The organism is Rhodanobacter lycopersici, assembly GCF_040812335.1.
Lineage (GTDB): Bacteria > Pseudomonadota > Gammaproteobacteria > Xanthomonadales > Rhodanobacteraceae > Rhodanobacter_A > Rhodanobacter_A lycopersici.
This window is the reverse complement of record NZ_JBFOHK010000002.1, coordinates 374,179-389,762: the sequence shown is the minus strand read 5'-3', so window position 1 is coordinate 389,762 and position 15,584 is coordinate 374,179. Positions and strand designations below refer to the sequence as shown.

General features: G+C 67.9%; 8 protein-coding genes. 3 read left to right on the top strand and 5 right to left on the bottom strand.

From position 1 onward, the window contains the following. Positions 1 to 17: 17 nt before the first annotated feature. From ABQJ54_RS08635 to ABQJ54_RS08615, 5 genes are all read right to left on the bottom strand, one after another. Positions 18 to 833 carry an aldose 1-epimerase gene (locus ABQJ54_RS08635; protein WP_367853888.1) on the bottom strand — a complete coding sequence of 272 codons (816 nt, stop codon included), beginning with the start codon at positions 831 to 833 and terminating at the stop codon, positions 18 to 20. After that, positions 823 to 1,833 carry a glycoside hydrolase family 43 protein gene (locus ABQJ54_RS08630; protein WP_367854417.1) on the bottom strand — a complete coding sequence of 337 codons (1,011 nt, stop codon included), beginning with the start codon at positions 1,831 to 1,833 and terminating at the stop codon, positions 823 to 825. The genes ABQJ54_RS08635 and ABQJ54_RS08630 overlap by 11 nt, the downstream gene beginning before the upstream one ends. Before the next feature lie 32 nt (positions 1,834 to 1,865). Continuing rightward, positions 1,866 to 3,344 carry an MFS transporter gene (locus tag ABQJ54_RS08625; RefSeq protein ID WP_367853887.1) on the bottom strand — a complete coding sequence of 493 codons (1,479 nt, stop codon included), beginning with the start codon at positions 3,342 to 3,344 and terminating at the stop codon, positions 1,866 to 1,868. Positions 3,345 to 3,467: 123 nt separating this feature from the next. After that, complete coding sequence (locus ABQJ54_RS08620; RefSeq protein WP_367853886.1) at positions 3,468 to 6,401, bottom strand: TonB-dependent receptor; 2,934 nt, start codon at positions 6,399 to 6,401, stop codon at positions 3,468 to 3,470. Between the two features lie 386 nt (positions 6,402 to 6,787). Continuing rightward, positions 6,788 to 9,700, bottom strand: coding sequence for a TonB-dependent receptor (locus ABQJ54_RS08615; protein WP_367853885.1), 2,913 nt, complete (start codon positions 9,698 to 9,700; stop codon positions 6,788 to 6,790). 392 nt (positions 9,701 to 10,092) lie between these two features. Here ABQJ54_RS08615 and ABQJ54_RS08610 point away from each other — a divergent pair, with 392 nt between their 5' ends. The 3 genes from ABQJ54_RS08610 to ABQJ54_RS08600 all read left to right on the top strand — a co-directional run bounded on the left by ABQJ54_RS08610 (position 10,093) and on the right by ABQJ54_RS08600 (position 15,556). Then, on the top strand, positions 10,093 to 11,409 hold the full coding sequence (locus ABQJ54_RS08610) for an MFS transporter (protein ID WP_367853884.1): 1,317 nt from the start codon (positions 10,093 to 10,095) through the stop codon (positions 11,407 to 11,409). Further along, on the top strand, positions 11,406 to 12,404 hold the full coding sequence (locus ABQJ54_RS08605) for an endo-1,4-beta-xylanase (RefSeq protein ID WP_367853883.1): 999 nt from the start codon (positions 11,406 to 11,408) through the stop codon (positions 12,402 to 12,404). Before ABQJ54_RS08610 ends, ABQJ54_RS08605 begins: the two co-directional genes overlap by 4 nt. A gap of 215 nt (positions 12,405 to 12,619) precedes the next feature. Next, on the top strand, positions 12,620 to 15,556 hold the full coding sequence (locus ABQJ54_RS08600; RefSeq protein ID WP_367853882.1) for a glycosyl hydrolase 115 family protein: 2,937 nt from the start codon (positions 12,620 to 12,622) through the stop codon (positions 15,554 to 15,556). Positions 15,557 to 15,584 lie beyond the last annotated feature (28 nt).

The window sequence follows — 15,584 nt, the reverse complement described above, 5'->3', positions numbered from 1 at the left end:
GCCGGGGCCCGCGTCGCTCACCATTCCCACAGGAATCCAGCGGACAGCGTCTCGCCCGGCTCGAGCACCCGCGCCAACCCCAGGTTGAACGCATCGGGCGGCCCGCTCTGCGGCTCGACGCAGGTGGCGTGGGCGGCCTCGTCGTAGACCACCCAGTGGTCGCAGTCGGAGCTGAGCCGCAGGCACTGCCCGCCACGCCGGAGCAGGACGGGTTCGCGGTTGACGAAACAGTCGTCCCACGGCCCCGGCGGCGGATCGCGCAGCGGCAGCTGCACGATGCCTTCCGCGTCGCGCGGGTAATAGCGGTCGGGTCGGAAATCGAGCGTGTCCGGCTTCTGAAACCAGGGGTGCCAACCGAGCACGGCGGGCATCGCCTGCGTGCCCGCATCCAGCGTCAGCGTCAGGCGCAGGCGGCGTTCGCCAGCCTCGATGCACTGGCGGGCGCTGCCGCCGAACGGCCAGCGCACGTCCTCGGGCAGGCGCAGCGCCAGCACGGCGCGCGTGGGCGCCTGCTCCTCGACCTGCCACGGCAGGCCGAGGCCGATGCCGTGGATCGCGTGTGCACCGAGGTCGACGGGAAGCTGGCAATGTCGCCCGCGGAAATCGAAGCGGCCATGCCGCACCCGGCCCGCCCACGGCAACATGGGGTAACTGCCCCAGGCGATCGTCGCCGCATGGCCTGCGTCATGGCCGACCAGCCAGTCGACGCCGTCGAAGGCGACCTGCGCGAGGCGGCCGCCCGCCTGCGGGGCGATGTCGACGGTCAGCGCGCCGCAGCCGATGCGCAGCAGCGGGCCGGGCGCCAGCGGGCGCAACGCGGCGTCAGTCGCCATAGGGATGCAGCATGGCGATGCGGCCCTGCGCGTCGTGCTGCAGCTCTGCCATCTTGATCGAGCGCAGGTGGGTCACGCCGCCGGACAGCAGGGCGTCGTGATAGAACAGATACCACTTGCCGCCGTACGCGCAGATCGAGTGGTGCGTGGTCCAGCCGACGACTTCGCTGAGGATGCGCCCCTGGTAGGTGAACGGACCATAGGGGCTGTCTCCGGTGGCATAGCACAGGAAGTGCGTGTCGCCGGTGGACCAGGACAGGTAATAGCGGCCCTGGTATTTGTGCAGCCACGGCGCCTCGAAATAGCGGCGTGCGTGGTCGCCCGCGCGCAGCGGCCGCCCCGCCTCGTCCACGATCGCCACCTCGCGCGGCGCCTCGGCGAACTGCTTCATGCCGGCATCGAGCCGTGCCACGCGCGGCCCCAGCGCGGGGGCGTCCGGTGGCGGCTCCTCGTTCGCCTCGGCCCAGGCGTTGTCGCGGTACTTCTGCAGTTGGCCGCCCCAGATGCCGCCGAAATACAGGTAATGCGCGCCGTCGTCGTCCGCGTACACCGCCGGGTCGATGGAGTAGCTGCCCTCGATCGGCTGCGGCTCGGCCTGGAACGGACCCTCCGGGCGGTCGGCCACGGCCACGCCGATCTGGAACAGGCCATCGGGGCGCTTGGCCGGGAAGTAGAGGTAATAGCGGCCGTCCTTGCGCGCCGCGTCCGGCGCCCACAGCTGCCGCGCCGCCCACGGCACGTCCTTCACGTGCAGCGCCACGCCACAGTCGACCGCCTCGCCGTCGGGTGAATCCATGCGGAAGACGTGGTAGTCCTCCATGCAGAAGTGGTCGCCGTTGTCGTTGAACGGCACGCCGCCGTCGATGTCGTGCGAGGGGTAGATGTAGATCGCGCCGTCGAACACGTGCGCGGACGGGTCGGCGGTGTAGATGCGGGTGACCAGCGGCGGCGAGATGGCGCGCGCGGCCAGGGAGGCGAGGTCGGTGGTTTCGTCGGGCATGGTGGGTGGCTTGGTCTCGGCGGTCGTCGTCATCAGGCGCCCTCGCCCGCCAGCCGGCGGGCGTCGAGTTCGCGCTCGATGCGCGACTCCATCGGCTTGTCGATCTCGTACCGAGACAACAGCGCCACGGCCAGCAGGAAGGGCACGGAACAGAACACGCTGACCGCCAGCCGGATGCCGTCGACCACCGCCGGCGCCTGCACCGCCACATCGGCGCGATAGCCGTAGAACGCCAGGGTGCCGGCCACCAGCGCGCCGCCGATGCTGAGGCCGATCTTCAGCCCGCACAACATGGCCGAGAAGATGATCGCGGTGGCGCGGCGGCGGTTCTTCCATTCGGAGTAATCCGCCACGTCGGCGATCATCGCCCACAGCAGCGGCGTGGTGATGCCGTAGAAGAAGCCGTGGCAGACGTACGAACCGACGACCAGGCCGATCGCGTCGGGCGGATAGAAGCAGAAGGCGAGCAGGAACAGCGTGGAAACCAGCAGCGCGCCGCCGAACACGTTGCGCTTGCCGAAACGATCGGCCAGCCGCTTGGAGCAGCCGATGCCGATGATCATGAAGATGATGCCGAGCGCGCTGAACAGGCTGAAGGTCGAGGTGGGCGCGTCCTGCGGCCAGTGGAACCCGTCCAGCCCCATGCCGACCAGCAGCCGGTCGAGCCCCGTGACGAAGCGCTCGAAGCCGATGCGGTCGAGGAAATCCGTCAACGCCGCGCCGCTCAGGTAGTACTTGAAGTAGTAGATGTACATGCCGCCCTTGAGGGCGAGGTTGACGAACACCAGGACGGTGACCGCCAGCATGATCCGCCACGGCCGGTTGCGCGCCAGGTCGACCAGGTCCTCGCGGACGCTGGAGGCCTGCTGGCGGTCGGGAACGACGCGTTCGCGGGTGGTGAAGAAGGTGACCAGGAAGAACACCGTGCCGACGACCGCGAACAGCGTCATCACCACGTGGAAGCCGTGCGCCTTGTCGCCGTCGCCGAACAGCAGCACCAGCGGCAGCAGCAGCACCTGGATGATGAACTGCGCCACCATCACCGCCACGAAGCGCCACGACGACAGGCTGTTGCGCTGTTCCATGCTGCCGGTCAGCACGCCGCTCAATGCCGAGTACGGCAGGTTGTTCGCCACGTACACCAGCACCAGCAGGGTGTAGGTGGCGAATGCGTAGGTCACCTTGCCGCCCTCGCCCAGGTCCGGCGTGCTGAACGCCAGCAGCGAGAGCACGCCGAACGGCACCGCCGTCCACAATACCCACGGCCGGAACTTGCCCCAGCGCGTGCGGGTGCGGTCGGCCACCAGGCCGACCACGGGAGTGAACACGAACGCGCCCAGCAGGCCGACTACGAAGATGATCGTCGCCGCGGTGGCCGCGGGGATGCGGAACACGTCGGTGTAGAAGAACGCCAGGAAGGTCACCAGCGTCTGGAAGATCAGGTTGGCGGCCAGGTCGCCGAGGCTGTAGCCGAGCTTCTCGGTGACCGAAAGCTTCTGGGAAACGTTCATGCGCGTTGGCTCGTCTTCATGTCGTGGTCCGGAAAGCGGCAGAAGGCGGTGAGCACAACGGCTCCCCTGCATCACGGCCTTCCCGGTGCCTGCGCATCGGGAAGGCCGTCGTGGCGCACATTGTCAGAAGCTGCCCCGGATGCCCAGCATGACGGTGTAGCCCGGGGTGTAGTAGGTGTAGGCGGCGTTGTTGTAGGTGAACGTGGAACGCAGCTTGGCCTTGGTCAGGTTGATCGCGTCCAGCGTGATCGTCGGCTTCGACGGCAGGTTGGCGAACTGGTAGCTGGAACCCAGGTCGAGCTGGCCGCGCGCGTCCGTCTTGATCTGCCCGAACGGCAGGCCGTTCTGGTTCGCGGTGGAGCTGATCTGCGTCGAGTTCCAGGTATACGACAGCCGCACCGACGCACCGTGGCCTTCCCAGTAGGCGGTGGCGCTGTAGGTATGCGGCGAGATGCCGACGGCCTGCGCCGGCACGCCGCTGCCGATGCTCTTCTGCGACACCACCGTGTAGTTCGTCTGCAGGCCAAGGCCCCTGTAGATGAAGTCCAGCGGCTGCACCCAGCTCGCCTCGGCGCCCTTGATGAACAGCGTGCCATCCGCGTTCACCTGCTGCTGCACCTGTACCGTCGCCGAATTCGGGCCGCCACGCAGGTTGATCGCCTGCTGCTGCGTGTCGGTCAGGTCCGCGAAGGGGATGCCGAGCTGGGTGAACGGGACGAGGTTGACGCCGTTGACCGTGAAGCCGGTGATGCGCTTGCCGAACAGGTCAAGCGCGACATAGCCTGCGTTGCCGGTGTACCACTCGCCACCGAAATCGAGGTTGGTGGAGAGGTAGGGCGCGAGCTTCGGGTTGCCCTGCGTGGCGATCTCGGCGGCGGGATCGCTGAAGTTGGTGTTGGGCACCATGGCGCTGGGGTCGGGCCGCGTCATCGTGCGCGACGCGGCCAGGCGCAGGACGATATCGTCGGTGGCGTTGTAGGCCATGTTGAACGACGGCAGGTAGTAGCCGTAGGTGTGCTGCAGCGTCACGTACTGCAGCTGGTTGCCGAAGTTCGACGGACCGGCGATGGTCTGGTTGGTGTAGGCGTGCCGCACGCCGCCGTTGATGCGCAGGTCGTTGCCCCACAACTCGAACTTGGTGTTGCCCTCGAGGTACCAGGCCCAGGTGCGCTCCTGGATGTCCGCGGTGTTGGCGCCGGTGGCGGCGGACGTCGTCAGCGGGGCGGTGGCGTTGTAATAGCCGTAATTGGTCGCGGCCATCAGCGCCGCATAGTTCACGCCGATGAAACCGCCCGGACCCGGCATCAGGTACGAGGACAGCGCCGAATTCGGGATCGCCGATTCCGCCGCCGCCTGCCATGCGGCACTGTTGTCGTAGGCCTTGATCTGGCGCGAGATGTCGTCGTAGGCGACGCCGACCCGGATGTTGTTGTCGTCGCCGCCGAGCTGCAGATCTTCGCGCGTGCCCTTGTTGTCGGTGACGCGGGTTTCGTTCTGCACGTTGAGGCGGTACCACTCCCAGCCGGCATTCGGGTTGTTCAGGCTGGCGTTGGTGGATGCCGTGTCGGGAAACTCGCCGCCGCCGTTGCTGTAGTCGACCGTGGTGCCCTGGCCCGACGGCGTCATGACCAGCATTGAGGGTTGCTCGTTCTTGTACCAGCTGCGCTGCACGTAGCCCTGGAAGTCGAGCTTGATGTTCTCCTCGTCGCCGAACAGCAGCTCGCCGCCCGGGTTGATGTTGAAGAAATTCACGTGCTCCCGGTACGGCCGCGCCTCCAGGAAGTACTGCGCGTTGGCGAGCGTGGCGCCGGTCACCACGTCGTTCTGGTCCACCTGCATGTTGACCGGGATCATCTGGCCGCTGCGGCCGACCAGGTCCATGTCGAGGCGGTTGAAGTCGCGCTCCTGCTTGGAGAACAGCGTGTCGAGGTAGAAATGCGCGCGTTCGCTGGGGCGGAACTCGAACGAGAGCAGGCCGGACTGGTGGTCGTTGGTGCCCTGGATGTAGGCATCGCGGCCCAGGCGCGGGATCAGCGCGTTGGCGATCTGCTGCGTGGTGAGGCCGGGGTTGTGCGCCAGCAGCCAGGCGTTGTCGATGGTCTCGCCCGCGGCCAGCCCGGCGCCGGCGCCGGCGGGCACCGTGGACGGGATCACCCAGCTGCCGCCGGCCGGGCTGCAGCCGGCGCTGCCACCGCACTGCGCGGCGCTCAGCTGCGGCGTGGTCCAGCCGATCGTCTCGTAGCCGCGGATGTCGTAGTCGCTGCGCGAACCGGTCACGCCGGCCAGCACGCCGAAGGTGCCGTCGTCGTTGGTCCAGCTGCCGATGAGCGAGCCGCGCGGCTTGGTGTCCTTGCCGACCGAGCTGTAGCTGCCCTGGGCCGAATAGGTGAGATGCGTGCCGGGATTGTCGAACGGACGCGCCGTGCGCATGTCGACCACGCCGGCGACACCGCCCTCGGTCATGCTGGCCATCGGCGTCTTGTTCACCGTCAGCTGGGTGAAGAACTCGCTGGGCAGCAGGTCGAGATCCACCTCGCGATTCTGGTTCTGCCCGTCCAGCGAGCCGGAGGAGGCCACCGCGATCTGGTCGCCGTTGAGCAGGATCTTGGTGAAGTCGGTGCCCAGGCCGCGGACCTGGATGTTCATGCCTTCGCCGTCGGCGTCGCGCGAGATCTGCACGCCCGGCACGCGGCTCAGCGATTCGGCGATGTTGGTGTCCGGGAACTTGCCGATGTCCTCGGCGTACACGGTGTCGATGACATTGGTCGCGTCACGCTTGGCATCGGTGGAGAACTCGATGCTGCTTGCGTAGCTGCCGGTGACGTTCACCGTGCCGAGCTGCTTGACCGACTTCGCATCCAGCTGCGCGTTGCTCTTCTGTGCCGGCGGGGCCGCCTGCCCCTGCGCCGTCCCCGACTGCTGCTGCGACGCCTGTCCCTGCGGTGATGCTGCCTGCCCCTGCGGCGCCTCCTGTGCCTGCAATCCCCCCACCACGCCAAACAGGGCCAGGCCCAGCGCGTGTGCCAACACCGTTCGTGCGATACGGATCTGTGCCATGACTGACTCCCCTCACGGTTACAACCAGGTGATCCAACAAGTAAGTCGTGCCGGCGCAACGATGCCGGCAACGTTCGATTTGCAGCGTCCTGACCGCTTCTACCCCTGCATTGGTCCGTGAAGATAGCGCTAACAAAAAAGTCACGCACGCTGCGTAGCAGCATGATCAGGTCATGGCATGAAGTACTGCAAATACAGTCAGTTGTGTTATTTCACCTGGTGTCTTTTGCCTGGAGAGAGTCCCCCTTCATGATGTTATTCACAAAATATTTTGGTAGCGCTACCACTATTGCTACCCCCTGTACGCCGCCCCGACCTCCCGTGCATGGGGGTTTTCGTGCGCGCGGGGCTTCCGGCAAACCCCGCGCGCACGGCCGCATTTGCCGCTAGAACGTGCCGCGGATGCCGAGCGTGACCGTGCGGCCCGGCTCGTAGTACTTGTCGACCATGTTGTTCAGGCCGAAGTACGAGGTGATCGGCTTGTTGGTCAGGTTCGACACGTTCAGCGTGATCTGCGGCTTGCTGGGCACCTTCGCCAGCGTGTAGCTCGCCGAGAGATCCAGCTGGCCGCGGTCGGCGCCGTAGTAGTACGCGAACGGGATGCTGTTCTGGTTGGTCGAGGATCCCTTCGCACCCTGCTGCCAGTTGTAGGACAGGCGCACCGACGCGCCGTAGTTCTCCCAGTACAGCGTGGTGTTCCACATCTTCGGCGAGACACCGTAGATGTTGCCCGCCAGCGCGCTGGCGTCGTGGCCTTCCGTGGTCAGGTCGAGCTTGGTGTAGTTGGCGAGGAAGCCCAGGCCCTTCAACGCGAAGTCCAGCGGCTGCACCCAGGTCACCTCCCAGCCGCGCACGTTCAAGGCCGCGTCCGCGTTGACCTGCTGCGACACGTCGACCAGGAACTTGTCGTAACCGCCGTTGGCGTCGACCTGGCTCTGCTGGATGTCGTTCAGCGCATCGTAGGGAACGCCGAGCTGCCCCAGCGTCATGTGGGTCTGGCCGTTGAAGGTGTAACCCTCCACGCGCTTGTTGAAGAAGGTCAGGCCCACGAAGCCTTCTTCGCCGGTGTACCACTCGCCGCCGATGTCGAAGTTGGTCGAGGTGTACGGCGACAGGTTCGGGTTGCCCTGGCGGGCGGCATCCGCACCCACGCCGGTGAAAGTGGTCGCCGGCAGCATCGCGCTCGGGTTCGGCCGGGTCATGGTCTTGGAACCGGACAGGCGCAGCACCACGTCGGGCGCCACGCTCCAGGCCGCGCTGAACGAAGGCAACCACTCGCTGTAGGAGCTGTCCAGCACCTGCCACTGGCGTATGCCGCCCAGGGTCACCGGGCCGCTGACCCACTGGTTGGTGGCGGCATAGCGCACGCCTGCGTTGATGCGCAGCTCGCGTCCCCACACGTCGCTGGCCGAGTTGAACTCCACGTAGGCGGCGCGGTTGGCCTCGCTGAAACTGCCGGTCTGGGCCGTGTTGTTGGTCGAACCGCCTTCCGGCGCGCTGTCGCGGTAGTAGGCATAGTTGGTGGCGGCCATGAACGCGTTGAAGTCGGCGCTGATGAAGCCCGCCGGGCCGGGCACCAGGTACTTCGACAGCGCCGAGTCGGGGATCTGCGAGAACACGTAGTCCTGCCACGCCGCGCTGTTGTCGAAGCCCTGGATGCGGCGATAGTCCTTGTCCCAGGCCACGCCGACCTTGACGTTGTTCTTGTCGTCGCCGCCCAGCTGCAGGTCGGCGCGCAGGTTCGCGGTGCGGGTCAGGCGGTGCTCGTTCTGCACGTTGACGCGGCCGCCGTTGCTCCACGACCAGCCCAGGTTCGGATCGTTGAGATCCAGGTCCGAGGTGATCACCGGCATGCCGTTGTTGTTGACGTAGTTGACCGTGGTGAACGGCGAGGTGACCAGGATGGTGGGCGAATCGCGGCGCATCCAGCTGCGGCTGAGGCCGCCTTGGACGTCCAGCTTGATCTCGTCGCTGTCGCCGAACCAGAACGTGGCGCCCGGATCCACCTGCCAGTAATCCACCTTCTCGTGGTATGGCCGGGCCTCCAGGAAGAACTGCGCGTTGGTGAAGGTGGCGTTGGTGACCACGCCGTTGGAATCCACCTGCATGTTCATCGGGATCATGCCGTTGGCGTCGTTGTTGCGCGCCACCAGGTCCATGTCGATGCGTTCGTTGCTGCGCTTGGCCTTGGTGTAGAGGTAGTCCACCCAGAAGTGGGCATTCGAGGTGGGGCGCCACTCCAGCGAACCGAGCAGGGCATCGCGGTCGCGATCGCCGGTCATCTTCACCGGGCGCGGCAGGTAGGGCACCAGCGCGTTGCCGATCTGGGCGGTGCTCAGGCCCGGGTTGTGCGCCTGCAGCCAGGCGGCATCGATGGTTTGGCCCGGAGTCAGCCCGGCGCCGATGGTGGCGGCATTGCCGGATACCGTGTCGGGAATGCGCCAGCGGTTGGACGACGGATTGCGGCCGCAGTCGGTGCCGCACTGCGCCGCGGTCAGGCCCGGATCGATCCAGCCGCCGTTGCCGTCCTCCCAGCTGTCCACCGCCATCTTGTCGCGCACCGAGGAGATGCCGAACAGCGCGCCGAAGGTGCCCGACTCGTTGGTCCAGCTGCCGATCACCGAGCCCTGCGGACCGACCTTCTTCGCGATGCTGTTGTCCGCGGCCTGCAGCGAGTAGGTCAGGTGCGTGCCCGGGTTGTCGAAGGCGTGCGCGTTGCGCATGTCCACCACGCCGGCGGCGCCGCCTTCTGGCAGGCTGGCCTTGGGCGACTTGTACACCGTCAGCTGGCTGAAGAATTCGGTCGGGAACAGGTTCAGGTCGACTTCGCGGTTCTGGTTGGTCGCGTCCAGGCCGATCGAGGCGGTGGCGACCGAATTGCCGTTGATCGTGGTCTTGGTGAAGCTGCTGCCCAGGCCGCGGATGGCGATGTTCAGGCCCTCGCCGTTGACGTCGCGGTTGAGCTGCACGCCCGGGATGCGCGCCAGCGACTCGGCGATATTGGTGTCCGGGAACTTGCCGATGTCCTCGGCGAAGATCGAATCGGTGAAGCCGGTCGCGTCGCGCTTGGCCTCGGTCGAGAACTGGATGCTGCTGCGGTAGCTGCCGGTGACGTTCACTCCCTCAAGCTGCCTGGCCGACTCCGGCTTCGGCTTCGAGCCATCCTGCTGGTCCTGCTGGCCCTGCTGGGCGGCCTGTGCCTGCGTTGCCTCTTGTGCCTGCGCTACCCCCACTGCGCCAAGCAAGGCCAGACCCAACGCGTGCGACAACACGGTTTGTGCGATACGAACCTGCGCCATGACTGCTCCCCTCACGGTATCTGGTGATCCAACTGCCCCCGGCACGCCGATCGCGACGTACCCCTGCGTTTCGAGTTCCAGCGCCACAACCACTTCTTCTTGCGAAGGTAGCGCTAACAATTTACGCGTGCACGCTGCATGGCAACAAAAACTTGCGCGGTGTAAAGCAGGACAAAACAAGCAGATATGCTCACGCGATGTCTTTTCGGTATCGCAATTTCATACGTGTTGCGGGACGGAGGCCGGCATGTTTGCCAAATGATCTGATAGCGCTAACATCCACTGGACCGAGCGAAGGGGGCGACGGAACATGGGCCGGGAATCGCACGCACCACGACACGCACCACGAGCGCGGCCGTTGCCGGGTGCGCTGACGGGCCGCGGGGGCTGACATGCAAGGCAACGACCAGCCGGCCGCCACCACGCCGGGCCCGGGGATCGGCCGCTATCGCTGGCGCGTCTGCGCCATGCTGCTGGCCGCCACCACGATCAGTTACATCGACCGCCAGGTGCTGGGCGTGCTCGCGCCGTTCCTGCAAACGAAGATGGGCTGGAGCGAGCTCGACTACAGCAGCATCGTCACCGCCTTCCAGGCCGCTTACGCGATCGGCCTGCTCGGCGCCGGCGCGGTGATCGACCGCTTCGGCACGCGCATCGGCTACGCGCTGTCGATCGGCGTATGGAGCCTGGCCGCGATGAGCCACGCCCTGGCCACCGGCGTGCTCGGCTTCGCGGCAGCGCGCTTCGCGCTGGGGCTGGGCGAGGCGGGCAATTTCCCGGCCGCGATCAAGACGGTGGCGGAGTGGTTCCCGCAGCGCGAGCGCGCGCTGGCCACCGGCATCTTCAACTCCGGCTCGAACATCGGCGCGATCGTGGCGCCCCTGCTGGTGCCGGTGATTGCCGCCTACTGGGGCTGGCAGGCGGCGTTCCTGTTCACCGGCGTGCTGAGCGCAAGCTGGGTGACCGCCTGGCTGCTGCGCTACCGCGCGCCGGACCGGCAACCCCGGCTGGGCGCCGCCGAGCGCGCCTGGATCGGCACGCAGCCGCCCGGTCCGTCGGTACGGGTGCCGTGGCTGCATCTGCTGCGCCACCGCCAGGCCTGGGCGTTCGCGGCGGCGAAGTTCCTCACCGACCCGATCTGGTGGTTCTTCCTGTTCTGGCTGCCCAAGTTCCTGCACGCCGAGTACGGACTCGACCTGCTGCAGCTGGGGCCGCCGCTGATCGCGATCTTCCTGTGCGCGGATGCGGGCAGCATCGCCGGCGGCTGGCTGGCCGGCCGGCTGATCCGCCGCGGCTGGAGCCACGCCCGCGCGCGCAAGGGCGCGATGCTGGCCTGCGCGCTGGCCGTGGTGCCGGTGATGTTCGCGGCGAAAGCCGGCAACCTGTGGCTGGCGGTGGCGCTGGTGGGCCTGGCCACCGCGGGGCACCAGGGCTGGTCGGCGAACGTGTTCACCCTGGCCTCGGACATGTTCCCGCGCCACGCGGTGGCCTCGGTGGTGGGCATCGGCGGCTTCGCCGGCGCGGTGGGCGGCATGCTGATCTCCACCGTGGTCGGCCTGCTGCTCGAACTCACCGGCAGCTACACGCCGGTGTTCCTGCTGGCCGGCTCGGCCTACCTCGTCGCCCTGCTCGCCGTCCACCTGCTCGTGCCGCAGCTGCAGCCGGCCCGGCTCGACGATCCGCAACCATTCCCGGAGGGAAACCCATGAAGACGACGCTGCGAGCCCTGCTGTTCGCCGCCGCGCTGGCGCTGCTGGCCCCCGTCGCGCAGGCCCAGGATGCGCCGCTGGCCGCCGGCCAGGCGAAATTCCTCGGCTGCACCTACAGCCCGGCCCAGGCGCGGGATTTCGCCGGCTACTGGAACAAGGTCACCCCGGAGAACGCGGGCAAATGGGGCGAGGTGGAAGCCGTACGCGGCCACATGGACTGGAGCGGGCTCGACCAGGCCTACCGGTTCGCCAAGGCGCACGGCTTCCCGTTCCACATGCACGTGATGGTGTGGGGCAACCAGCAGCCGGAATGGATCAAGCACCTGCCGCGCGCCGAGCAACGCCGCGAGATCGAGCACTGGTTCGCCGCGGTGGCGCAACGCTATCCCGACCTCGACTACGTCGAGGTGGTCAACGAGGCGTTGAACGATCCGCCCTCGAAGGACGATGAGGGCGGTGGCAACTACATCGGGGCACTGGGCGGCAGCGGCGCCAGCGGCTGGGACTGGGTGATCGAATCGTACCGGCTGGCGCGCCACTACTTCCCGCACGCGAAGCTGCTGATCAACGACTACAACGTGATCAACAAGGCGAAAAACACCCGCCGCTACCGCGCCATCATCGACCTGCTGCGCAAGGACAAGCTGCTCGACGGCATCGGCGTACAGGCGCACGCGTTCGAGACGGCAGGCGTGCCGGCCGCCACGCTGCGCGCGAACCTCGACACGCTGGCCGCCACCGGCCTGCCGGTCTACATCACCGAGATGGACATCGACGGCACCACCGACGCCGCGCAGCTCAAGGAATACCAGCGCGTGTTCCCGGTGTTCTGGAAGGACCCGGCGGTGAAGGGCATCACCCTGTGGGGCTTCCGTCCCGGCCTGTGGCGCGAGAAGGAGCGGGCTTACCTGATCAACCCCGATGGCAGCGAGCGCCCGGCGCTGGCCTGGCTGCGTCGCTACGTGCACGACCCTGCGCACGTGGTGGCTCCGTGAACCTCGGGGGAGCATCGAAAAGCCGCTTCGTCGGCCGTCATGCCCGCGGCACCGCCGCCATGCCAAGCCCCTCTCCCCCCGGGAGAGGGGTTGGGGGTGAGGGCTCGGCAACGCCGCTGCGCCCCGCTCCGCACGTACCCTCACCCGCCTGCCGGCACCCTCTCCCGGAGGGAGAGGGTTTCGCTGGGCCACGCTTGCGCGAACGGGCAAGCCGCGTGTTCTCGCGAACGGTGTCCGGGAAGTTTTTCCGGGGTTTCCGGCTGCGCGCCGCGCTAGCCGGCCTGGCGCTGCTGGCCTGCGCGCCGGTCGTCCATGCGAAGACCGACTGCACGCAGCCGGCCACCGTCTGCGATACCGCCGTCGCGGATGCGCTGGCGCTGGTCGACCACGCGCATCCGATAGCCGTGCTCGCCGATGCGCACGACTACCCCGGCGTGCGGCGCGCGGCGCGCGACCTGCAGTCCGACCTCGCCAAGGTGGCCGGGAACACGGGTGCGTTTTCCACCGGCGACGCGCCCGGGCAACCCACGGCGATCATCGTCGGCACGCTGGGCAAGAGCGCGCGCATCGACCGCATCGTGCGCGAGCGGCACATCGACACCGCCGGCGTCGAGGGACGCTGGGAGGCCTACCTGCTGCAGGTGGTGGACCATCCCGAACCCGGCATCGGTCGCGCACTGCTGATCGCGGGCGCCGACAAGCGCGGCACCATCTTCGGCATCTACGAGCTGTCGCGGCGCATCGGCGTATCGCCGTGGAGCTGGTGGGCGGATGTGCCGGTGCCGCGGCAAGCGGCCCTGTACGTGGCGCCGGGACGCTTGGTGGACGCGCCGCGGGTGCGCTACCGCGGCATCTTCCTCAACGACGAGGATCCCGACCTCGGCGGCTGGATGAACGCGAAGTTCGGCGGCCCCAACCACCGCTTCTACCAGCACGTGTTCGAGCTGATCCTGCGCCTGAAGGGCAACACCTTGTGGCCGGCGATGTGGGGAGATCGCGCCTTCGCCGACGACGACCCCCAGAACGCGGCGCTGGCGGACGAATACGGCGTGGTGATCGGCACCTCGCACCACGAACCGATGATGCGCGCCCACGCCGAGTGGCAACGCTACGGCCGCGGCCCGTGGGACTACACGAAGAACGCCGATGCGCTGCAGGCGTTCTGGCGCCGCGGCATCGAACGCATGGACGGCCACGAAAGCCTGGTCACCATCGGCATGCGCGGCGACGGCGACGAACCGATGACGCAAGGCACCGCGATCGGCCTGCTCGAACGCATCGTCGCCGACCAGCGGCGCATCATCAGCGAGGTCACCGGCCAGCCCGCCGCGCAGACGCCGCAGGTATGGGCGCTATACAAGGAAGTGCAGGACTACTTCGACGCCGGCATGCGCGTGCCCGACGATGTCACCCTGCTGTTTTCCGACGACAACTGGGGCAACCTGCGGCGCCTGCCCAAACCCGGCGAGGTGCGCCAGGGCGGTTACGGCATCTACTACCACTTCGACTACGTGGGCGGGCCGCGCAACTACAAGTGGGTCGACAGCACGCAGATCGAGCGCGTCTGGGAACAGATGCGGCTGGCCTCGGCCTATGGCGCCAACCAGTTGTGGATGGTCAACGTCGGCGACATCAAGCCGCTGGAATTTCCGATCAGCTTCTTCCTCGACGTGGCCTGGAATCCGCAGGCGATGACCGCGCAGCGACTCGCCGCGTATCCGGCGGACTGGGCCGCCGGACAATTCGGCCCGCGGTACGCGGCCGAGATCGGCGAGCTGCTGACCCGCTATACGCAATACAACGCGCGACGCAAACCCGAGCTGCTGTCGCCGGACACCTGGAGCCTGACGGACTTCCACGAGGCCGCACGCGTCGAAGCCGACTGGAACGCCCTGGCCACCCGTGCGCAACGCATCGGCGCCGCCCTCCCGACCGCCTGGCACGACGCCTGGTACGAACTGGTCGGTTACCCCATCCTGGCCAGCGCCAACCTCAACGCGCTGTACATCGCCGCGGCGCGCAACCGCGAGTACGCCGCCCAGGGGCGCGCCAGCACCAACGGACAGGCCGCGTTGACGCAGCGCCTGTTCGCGCGCGACGCCGAACTGGCGCGCGTCTACGAGCAGGACATCGCCGGCGGCAAGTGGACGCACATGATGGAGCAGACGCACATCGGCTACACCGGCTGGCAGCAGCCGGCGAAGAACGTGATCCCGGCCACGCTGACGCTCGCCGTGCCGGACAAGGCCGCGATGGGAGTGGCCGTCGAAGGCGACGCGCGCGCCTGGCCCGGCCCGCCGGATGCCCCGCGGCTGCCGCCGCTGGCCCCGTTTGGCGCCGACACCCGCGACGTCACCGTGTTCAACCGTGGCGCCACACCGTTCCATTACACCGCGGGCAGTTCGCAACCGTGGCTGCGGGTGACGCCCGCCAGCGGCGAGGTCGCGGACGCGCAGACGCTGCGCATGACGGTCGACTGGAATGCCGTGCCCGACGGCACGCAAAGCGCGCGGCTGACCTTGCGCGGCAGCGAAGGCAGCCGCGTGGACGTGACGGTGCCGGTCGAACCGCTGCCGCACGACGCCGTGCCCGGCGGCTTCGTGGAAAGCGCAGGCCACATCGCGATCGAGGCACCGCACCACACGCGCGCCGTGGCTCCCGCCGGACTCGCATGGCAGACCATCCCGAACCTCGGCCGCACGCTGGGCGGCGTCACCAGCACCCCGGCAACCGCGCCGGCCACGCCACCCACCGCCGCCGGCGCCTGGCTCGAATACCCGATCTGGCTGCGCGCGGCGGGCGAGATCACGGTGCGCGTGCGGCTGTCGCCGTCGCTGGATTTCCTGCATCGCGGCGGGCTGCGCTACGCCGTGTCGATCGACGACGAGCCGCCGCAGGTCGCCACCATCGCACTCGATCCCGAGCCCGGCCATCCCGGCTTCGAGGCCTGGAACCGCGCGGTCAGCGACGCCGTCTACACTGCCACCTCGCAGCACCAGGTCGCGCGGGCGGGCGCCCACACGCTGAAGCTGTGGCGGATCGATCCCGGCGTGGTGTTCCAGCGCGTCGAGCTGTACCGCGGCACGCCCGACCGCAGCTACCTGGGTCCGCCGGAAAGCACCTACCTGCCCGTCGCCGCGCCGGTTCCGTGAGCGGCCCCGTTTCCCGAGAAACCATTGC